Raw genomic sequence first — 7,837 nt, forward strand, 5'->3', positions numbered from 1 at the left:
CGGGCGTGATTGAATATCACGGCGCCTAAACCGATGACAACAAGAATCACCTTGCTTTAGCTGGGTGAGCTTCAATACGGATGATTACACGCAAAGTTTATTGCAGTTTGAGAATCGTGTAGAAAAAGCAGAAACGCATTTTTTTGTAGGCAGGTCGCAAAAAAAGGATATTGAACAAGTGTATTACTTGCGTCGTTCTTTGCTACGAATTCAAAGCAGTATTAGTCCTTTATCTGAGTTATCCCGTCGCTTCACTCGACAAAACGTAAGTTATATTGGGGATGATAGTCGGGCTTATTTTGCTGAAGTGGCTGATCGTATTGCACGTCAAGCCGAGTTAATTAGTGCTCTACGAGATACGCTTGCCTTTGCTTTCGAAGGGGGCATGATGATTATTCAATTACAGCAAAATGACATTACGCGTAAATTAGCTGCGTGGGCAGCAATTATTGCAATACCAACTGCTTTTGCTGGTATTTACGGTATGAACTTTGAGCACATGCCTGAGCTAAGCTGGGACTATGGTTATCCGATGGTGCTAGGTGCAATGGGTGCGGTTTGTGGCAGCTTGTATTACCGATTTAAACGCATGAAGTGGTTGTAGAGTTTGAGTTCTTAGAAGATTGTGAAGTAATTGGCCTCACATGGGAAATACGTGTGGGGCCAATTTTTTAGTCAATCTATTTATTGAGTTAGATCATTAGGGATTTAGGCGAGATCTAATAAAATTTGACTCAGCTCAGTGGGGTGCGTGATATGCGCCTCATGCGGCGCCGCTAAATCAATCCAGCCCCAGTTTTTTTGGGACTTAACTAATGCTTTAGAGTCCGCAAGTACGCCCAATAGGGGCTCAGTACAGTTAATGTATGTTTTAGGACGATTATTTCCAATGGGATGTTTTAGTTTTAGTTCTGTGGTGTAGCTTGCTAAGGGGTGTGGGCTAAGACGGCGTACTACCCACTCATGCTCAGCGGTGTTGGATGGAATGCCCCAGGCTTCTGGTAAGGGGTTGGGGACAGGAACCGCTAAACCATTCGTAGCCTTAGAGGCAGCTGCAATACGGGCATCAGCATCGGCTTTGGGATAGTTAGAGAACGCGGATTGCCCATTCTCTAGAACAATGGCATCAAAATAGACAAGATGTCCAATTTTTTCAGGGATGCGATCAGCAACGCCTGTAATTGGAATCCCTCCAAAACTGTGTCCTACTAAAATGACATCTTCTAGCTCTTCGGTCTGAATGACTTGAATGAGGTCTTCGATGAAGGTGTCTATCGTAATGTCTTTATTTATTAAATGCGCGCGATCGCCCATTCCCGTATAGCTAGGTGTAAAGACACGGTGACCTTTTGCTCGTAATGCCTGAGCAACCTCTTTCCAGCACCAACCACCATGCCATGAACCATGTGCTAATACATAGTTACGGGGCGTATTGGATGCTGCAGGTGCCGTTTGAGCTCGGGCAATTTGAGGCAGGGCAGTAGAGAGGGTAGCCAGAGCAGCTACCTGTTGAATAAAGCGGCGACGAGTTGACATGATAGACAGTCCTATTTTTATATTCAAATGAATGTATATGTTTAATATGAATTTATTTTATATAAAAAAGGTGGCTTATATCAGATCAAAAAGTGTGAAGCTTATGCTAAAAACTGGAGTTAGGTTCTTTTAAAAAGAGAATTTCTTCTGGTGTGGAGGGCCTGTTTAGGATGCCGTTACGATGAGGGTAGCGACCGAATCGATCAATAATGTTTTTATGGAGCTGCTCATAATGGTAGCTGTTTTCATGAGTATATTTCTTGAAAAGCTGAATGGCTTCGGCATGGATAGCTTTAGACTCAGAAGGCATAAACGGCATGAGCATAAATTGTTTTTGGACAGGGCTAAGGGCCTGAGGCGTATCACGCCAGATATTTCTAGAGAACTGATCTCGGATACGATGATCATAATGTGGATCTTTGGTAAACCACTGTTCCGGGGTGGATGCATGGAACCAAAAGTGTAGAACGGCTTGGGGGCTGGTTGACATAGGATATCCTTTTAGTAATGAATCCTTGCACTTAACTTTAGGTGGCCTATCTTTACTGCGTTAAAGTAAATAGACATCTTCTTAATAAGTAAAGGGGAATAGAATGGGTACAAATATACTATCAGGTGAAGAGTCTAATACCAAAATCGTTGCCGTTTTTCAGAATAGGCAGGCGGCTGAGCGTTGTGCGCAGGTATTAGGCGAAAAAGGGATAGATCCTAATCAGTACGAGATTATTGCCCCTCATGAAACGCATTATGATCGTAAATTAGAACCAGAGGAACAAGGGATACAACGTACCGCAGTTAAAGCTCATGTACGTTTAGGTTTAGCTGGATTTGTTCTGGGTTGGTTAATTTGGGGTGGGCTGTATTTAGCTGGGGTAGAGCTCATTAGCTCTACCCCAGGGCGTAGTTTAATTCCTATTCTTTTTTTCAGTACAGCAGCAGGTTTGATGTGGGGCGGGCTTGTCACTATGCGCCCCGATCAGGAAGCCGTGATACAAGAGGTTGATACTGCTGTACATGAGGGACATTGGTCTTTAGTTATTCATTCGCGCTCTAGCGAGCAAACACACACTATTACTCAAACATTATCTGATTTGAATATAGAAATAGTCCGTAGTTTATAAGAATAAATTTAAAATTAAACAGGTAGTGGGCCCCTACCTGTTTAATTTTATGGTGCGGGGGAAACTAATAGCGAGTAATTGGCATTAGGGCTGACAGAACCAAAAGAGGTGGCATGGACTTCGTAATTACCTGATTCTAGGTGTAACTCAATTCTTGAGTTGGTATTGAAGTCATTATCATCATTTTCCATTAAAGTGATGCCATTTTGACGTAATAATAAGTACGTATCAAATGCATCGGACTCCATATCAATGACATAAGAACCTGGGTCTTGAATCGAAAGGGTATAAACAGTGGAGCTCACTTTACTAGGCATAATTGTGTTGACTGCTTCGCCGATTTTTAAGGCGTAACCAGTAGCTAGTCTTGGCGCGGCTTGGGCTGTTAAATTCAGTGTATATACGCCACTTTGCTCATCACTATTAATCGAAATGGTATGTGTGCCAGGTTGTAAAATGGAGCTGAGTGTGTAGGTGTTACTATCTTGTTGTTTGGCTGTCACGCCATCAAGCGTAATGTCAGCATAAAAACCGGAGGTTTCTGAAAACAATGAAACCTGAGTGGGCTGACTGAGTTCAAAGCTAAATTGCTGTGGCTCATTGAGATACAAGCCCGATTTGGACTCACCATCTAATGCCAAAACAGCCCCTGATTCTAAGGTTAGGTTTTCCGGTAATGCTTGTTTTTTTATTTCTAATATAAATGGGCCTTGAAAGTATTCCGACCCAATGGCCGAGCTGGCCTGTATTGAATATTTACCTGGTTTTAGATAAGTTTGAAGGCGAGCATTGAGATTTTCACCACCATCATCATCGGCAATTAAGCGACGGCCTTGGGCATCATTTAAGACTAAATAGGGATCTAACCGACTTTGATCTGCACGCATATCAATGGTGTAGAGGGCTTCCTCGTCAATTTCGAGTTCATAGCTTTGATGTTCCCCACCCATTGCCCATTCTTGTAAGACCGAATCTGCTTTGACGATTTCATCAACGGACGTTTTAAGAGGTGCGACCTCTACACTGAATGGTCCATAAGAGCGGGTGTCGTTACCACTCACAATAATTTGATATTCTTGATCTTTGGTTGTTTTAAAAGCTAAGGTGGTGGGTAGAGGGCGCGTTGTAGAATTACACTCTTCGCAGTAGTTTGTGTGGGCAATCAGTTGGCCATTCTGTAGAACACTGATTTGGGCTCGTAGTGCACCAGAGACAGCGACTTTTACAAACTGCTCATCTTTAGCTGTGAATTTATATGGGATACTGCGTACACCATCTGTTAAATTTAGAAGACTCGTTGTATTAATTTCACCCAGTGCTTTTTGTTCAAATTGTAGCTGAGAGTGAGTAACAGGGGTTTGCTCAGGTGTTTTTTGTTGATAGTAATAAGCGGTACCACCACTAGCAATAACGGCGCCAAGGATGGCAGCAACAAGTGTAGAGAGTTTCATATGTAGGCACTTCCAATAAGAAGTAAAAGAAGAAGGTGCGCTATTGTACTTAGCCTTTGAAAAAGAACTATAACGAACTATTTCAATGACAAAGGTTTTTTGTTAATTTGCATTAAAAACGTAGATAAATCAACGTAAAAGGGGTTGTTATGTCGGTAGCATTACTTATATTTTTAGCTGCACTTTTGCCTTTTGTGGCGGCGGTAAGTGCTAAGTTCGGTGGGGATGGGTTTACGAATCATGAACCTAGAGGCTGGTTAGCAAAGCAATCTGGCTGGCGTGGGCGAGCTAATGCTGCACAAACGAATACGTTTGAGGCATTGCCTTTATTTTATGCTGCCCTTTTATATGCTCACTTTAGTCGGGTAGAGCCCGAATTAATTCACTGGTATGGTGTGGCATGGTTAGTGTTTAGACTGGCTTATATTGTTGCTTATATTAAAGATAAGGCGTCGTTGCGTAGTTTATTGTGGGCAATTTCTTTTGCGATTAATGGGTTACTGCTTTTCTCTGTCAAAGCCATCTAATCGTGATGTATTGCTTTATAAAAAAGGACTTGTCACAAGGTGATCAAGTCCTTTTTCTACACAAATAATACGATTAGGTTTTTAGGGTTTCGGTGTTGTTCGATGGGGGCTCTATTGTATCTATAGGGCCAGCATGCACCTCAAGTAGGTTTGCGTCTTGTAGGTCATCTTGGCGTTGAATAGCAGAGGGGAATAAATCCCAACAGGCCATAAACATAGCCGCAATAAGAGGGCCGATAACAAAACCGTTTAGACCAAATAAAGACAAGCCACCTAGAGTAGATATCAGAATGACATAGTCAGGTATCTTTGTGTCTTTACCCACGAGTAGGGGGCGCAATACATTATCAGCTAGACCGATAACCAAAAGACCAAAAGCGGTTAGGATAATACCTTGGGTGACAGCGCCCGTACTAAAAAAGTAGATAGCAACAGGAGCCCAGATTAATGAGGCTCCTACTGCGGGCAGTAAAGAGAGCACTCCCATCAATACCCCCCAGAATAAAGCACCATCCACATCTAAAATCCAAAACATGATGCCACCTAGGGCACCTTGGGTGGCAGCAACAGCAATGTTGCCTTTAACCGTAGCGCGCACCACAGTGGTGAATTTTCTAAATAGGTGAGACTTTTGATCCTCGCTTAAAGGAACTAAGGTGCTGCAATGGCGAGCTAAATCAGATCCGTCCTTGAGTAGGAAAAAGAGTAAATACAGCATCACCCCTAAACCAACAATGAATTGAAAGGTGTTGGAGCCGATGCTGACGGCTTGTTTGGTCAAAAACTGACCTGCACTCATGGCAAATGCAGAGAACTTAGCCCCTATATCATCTAAATTAGCAATACCAAAGCGATGTAAACTTTCTGTGATGCTAGGAGGTAACGAGGCAATAATTTGCTCTAGATAGGCTGCTACGTTGATATCACCACTATCCATGCGCTTATATAAAGACATGATCTCCTGAATGATTGCTCCGCTAAGTAGTATCACCGGAATAATAACAATCAATAAGATAAAAGCCAGATTTAAGAGCGCAGACAGTGTTTTGCGACCTTTGGTTTTGTGTAAGAGTTTACGTTGTACAGGAGCAAAGATAATAGCAAGAATAACGCCCCAGAAAATAGCTCCATAAAAGGGGAGTAATATCCATATGAAAGCGATCGAGACGATGCTAAGCAATAGAATGAAGCTGCGGAAATACAGCCTTGTGCGTGTAGACATAAGCGCCCTTTATACATAAGCCGAACGTGAAGTATGATTATATCGAGAAGGCAGGTGTCGCAGTGCCCTCTATTTGCGACAAGGTAGGTAGACAACGTAAAATAACAACGAATTGTTTACATTTAACTCTTAAACGAGCAGGTTATGATTTTAAAAGCATTTAGAAATGGTTTGGGTTCACTGATTGCAGGGGTGGATTGCCTAACACGTCCTGCTAAAAAACAGCGTAGTCCAGAGGATCAGGCACAGGTAGACGCCGCTGCAGCTTCTCTCTCTCTTTATCAGTTTCATGCGTGTCCCTTTTGTATAAAGGTGCGTCGAGTCCTTCATACCTTGAACGTACCAGTGGCATTACATGACGTAAATAAAAGTCCAGCGGCAGAGCTAGAGCTTACTCAAAAAGGGGGGAAGCGCCAGGTGCCTTGTTTACGAATTAAGGAAAGTGATGGTTCGGAGCGTTGGCTCTATGAGTCAAAAGCAATTATTCAATACTTAGAAACTCGTTTTGGTGACTAAGCGATTAGTGCAGTTCAAAAAAAGGCTGGATTTTGTCTTAGACAAAATTCAGCCTTTTTAGTTGTATTAGCGCTTAAGCATCTGCATAGGGGTTTTGATGATGCAGGGTAAAAATCTTATCAAAAATAAGGGTGAATACAAAGGTATAGACTAAAAAGAAAAGAAGGAGGGCGGCTTCCATCACAAAAGCGGTCCAGAGGCCGACTCCATACCAGAGCATATAAATAGGTAAGCAAAACACCAATAGCCCACCTTCAAATCCTATCGCATGAAAGCAACGTATCCGCAGAGTGCGATCCATAATTTGATGGCGTCGTTCCCAGGATTCAAATAAGGTGTTGTAGACATAGTTCCAGATTACGGCAGTAACAGAAACAATAATGGCCACAGGCAGTGAGTCTTGTGCATCGCTGCCGCTTAGCCCCATGAGTATGAGGGTAGAGAACAGAATGGCAAAAATTTCAAAAACTGTGACATAGACAAGACGGCGTTTAAGTGGACTGAGTGTTATCAACGGAAACTCCCTAGAGCCCAGAAGTAGAAAAGAGCCGGCCCGTCCCGGTTGATCATAGAAGAAAAAAGGGATAGTTCATCCCAGCAGAGCCACGGTTTCCGCCTGCGCATTTGTTATAGCTGATGAGAAAAAATTTGTCAAAAAATGAATGGCATACCTTGTACGCTGTTAATCAGCCATTTAGGGCTCGATGCCTTCATGACTTTCATCATTGATTTTTTGAGCTTGGTTATTGCTTTCAGTGGAAGGGTAGCGGGAGGAGGCATAGCGAACGACTAACACAGCAATTGCTAATAATAGTATCGCCCCAGAGATATAGACTACCCCCATATTGGGGTCATTATGATGAGAAATGTCAGAAATCATCAGGCGCGTAAGGGCAGTGATAGCTACATAGATTAAGAACCGAACGGGCATATGGTTAGTTTTAAAGTAGATACCAACCATTGCTCCTAATTCTAAGTAAATAAATAACAGCAAAATGTCATCGACCGAAGCGGTGCCTTTAGCGATGATATCTAAAGCCGTCATAGTGCCAGCCCACACGGTCATACCACCTATAGCAAACAGGGCTAAGTAGTGAAAAGCCTCTACTAAAAGGTTGCCTACTGATTCAGCATGGTTATGTAAGCGTGCCCGTAGTTTATCTGTTTGGTTTTGTTGCACAATCATCGCTCCTGAGGTCAATGATTGAGCATAGCAAATTTGTGTTGAGGAGGGAATCGTTACTAATGTATACAATGCTGATCATTTATCGAAATGAAGTAGTGATTATCTCAATCGTAAACCCTACGTTTAATTGTAACTAACGAACCCAGTGATAGTTGCTTTTTTTTGTGGTAAATAGCTTTGTAATCAAACGGATATGTGATTTTATTTGCTGTTTTTGGATTGATGAATAAATTGAAATCGCCATAATTGATGCGATCGACAAATTCTTGGCAAGCCGC

Annotated in this window: 10 protein-coding genes; 4 read left to right on the forward strand and 6 right to left on the reverse strand. The window is 42.4% G+C overall.

What is annotated here, in order from left to right:
• Positions 1–64 precede the first annotated feature (64 nt).
• Entirely contained in the window at positions 65–604 is a 540-nt protein-coding gene (locus tag Q0Z62_RS10135) for a CorA family divalent cation transporter (RefSeq protein ID WP_298054136.1), read from the forward strand.
• Positions 605–708: 104 nt separating this feature from the next.
• On the opposite strand, the gene Q0Z62_RS10140 is transcribed toward Q0Z62_RS10135, so the two are convergent.
• On the reverse strand, positions 709–1,536 hold the full coding sequence (locus tag Q0Z62_RS10140; protein WP_298054140.1) for an alpha/beta fold hydrolase: 828 nt from the start codon (positions 1,534–1,536) through the stop codon (positions 709–711).
• Between the two features lie 106 nt (positions 1,537–1,642).
• Positions 1,643–2,026, reverse strand: a complete 384-nt coding sequence (locus Q0Z62_RS10145; protein ID WP_298054142.1) for a DUF924 family protein — start codon at positions 2,024–2,026, stop codon at positions 1,643–1,645.
• A 103-nt stretch (positions 2,027–2,129) separates the two neighbouring features.
• On the opposite strand from Q0Z62_RS10145, the gene Q0Z62_RS10150 reads away from it, so the two are divergent.
• Entirely contained in the window at positions 2,130–2,657 is a 528-nt protein-coding gene (locus tag Q0Z62_RS10150; protein WP_298054144.1) for a hypothetical protein, read from the forward strand.
• Between the two features lie 47 nt (positions 2,658–2,704).
• Here the strand turns inward: Q0Z62_RS10150 and Q0Z62_RS10155 are convergent, their stop codons facing one another.
• Positions 2,705–4,108 (reverse strand): hypothetical protein, encoded by a 1,404-nt coding sequence (locus Q0Z62_RS10155; RefSeq protein ID WP_298054147.1) that lies wholly within the window; start codon positions 4,106–4,108, stop codon positions 2,705–2,707.
• 149 nt (positions 4,109–4,257) lie between these two features.
• On the opposite strand from Q0Z62_RS10155, the gene Q0Z62_RS10160 reads away from it, so the two are divergent.
• The gene (locus Q0Z62_RS10160) at positions 4,258–4,635 is read left to right on the forward strand and encodes an MAPEG family protein (protein WP_298054150.1); all 378 of its coding nucleotides are present in this window, start codon (positions 4,258–4,260) and stop codon (positions 4,633–4,635) included.
• Positions 4,636–4,708: 73 nt separating this feature from the next.
• On the opposite strand, the gene Q0Z62_RS10165 is transcribed toward Q0Z62_RS10160, so the two are convergent.
• Positions 4,709–5,857 carry an AI-2E family transporter gene (locus Q0Z62_RS10165; protein WP_269900081.1) on the reverse strand — a complete coding sequence of 383 codons (1,149 nt, stop codon included), beginning with the start codon at positions 5,855–5,857 and terminating at the stop codon, positions 4,709–4,711.
• A 144-nt stretch (positions 5,858–6,001) separates the two neighbouring features.
• On the opposite strand from Q0Z62_RS10165, the gene Q0Z62_RS10170 reads away from it, so the two are divergent.
• Complete coding sequence (locus Q0Z62_RS10170; RefSeq protein WP_269900080.1) at positions 6,002–6,373, forward strand: glutathione S-transferase N-terminal domain-containing protein; 372 nt, start codon at positions 6,002–6,004, stop codon at positions 6,371–6,373.
• 73 nt (positions 6,374–6,446) lie between these two features.
• Here the strand turns inward: Q0Z62_RS10170 and Q0Z62_RS10175 are convergent, their stop codons facing one another.
• Together Q0Z62_RS10175 and Q0Z62_RS10180 are read right to left on the reverse strand one after the other, a co-directional pair.
• Positions 6,447–6,887, reverse strand: a complete 441-nt coding sequence (locus Q0Z62_RS10175; RefSeq protein ID WP_269900079.1) for a PACE efflux transporter — start codon at positions 6,885–6,887, stop codon at positions 6,447–6,449.
• A 180-nt stretch (positions 6,888–7,067) separates the two neighbouring features.
• A complete protein-coding gene (locus tag Q0Z62_RS10180) occupies positions 7,068–7,559 on the reverse strand; it encodes a phosphate-starvation-inducible PsiE family protein (RefSeq protein ID WP_298054158.1) in 492 nt (163 codons plus the stop codon).
• Positions 7,560–7,837 lie beyond the last annotated feature (278 nt).

Origin of the sequence: uncultured Paenalcaligenes sp. (genome assembly GCF_947630565.1) — a bacterium.
GTDB lineage: Bacteria > Pseudomonadota > Gammaproteobacteria > Burkholderiales > Burkholderiaceae_B > Paenalcaligenes > Paenalcaligenes faecalis.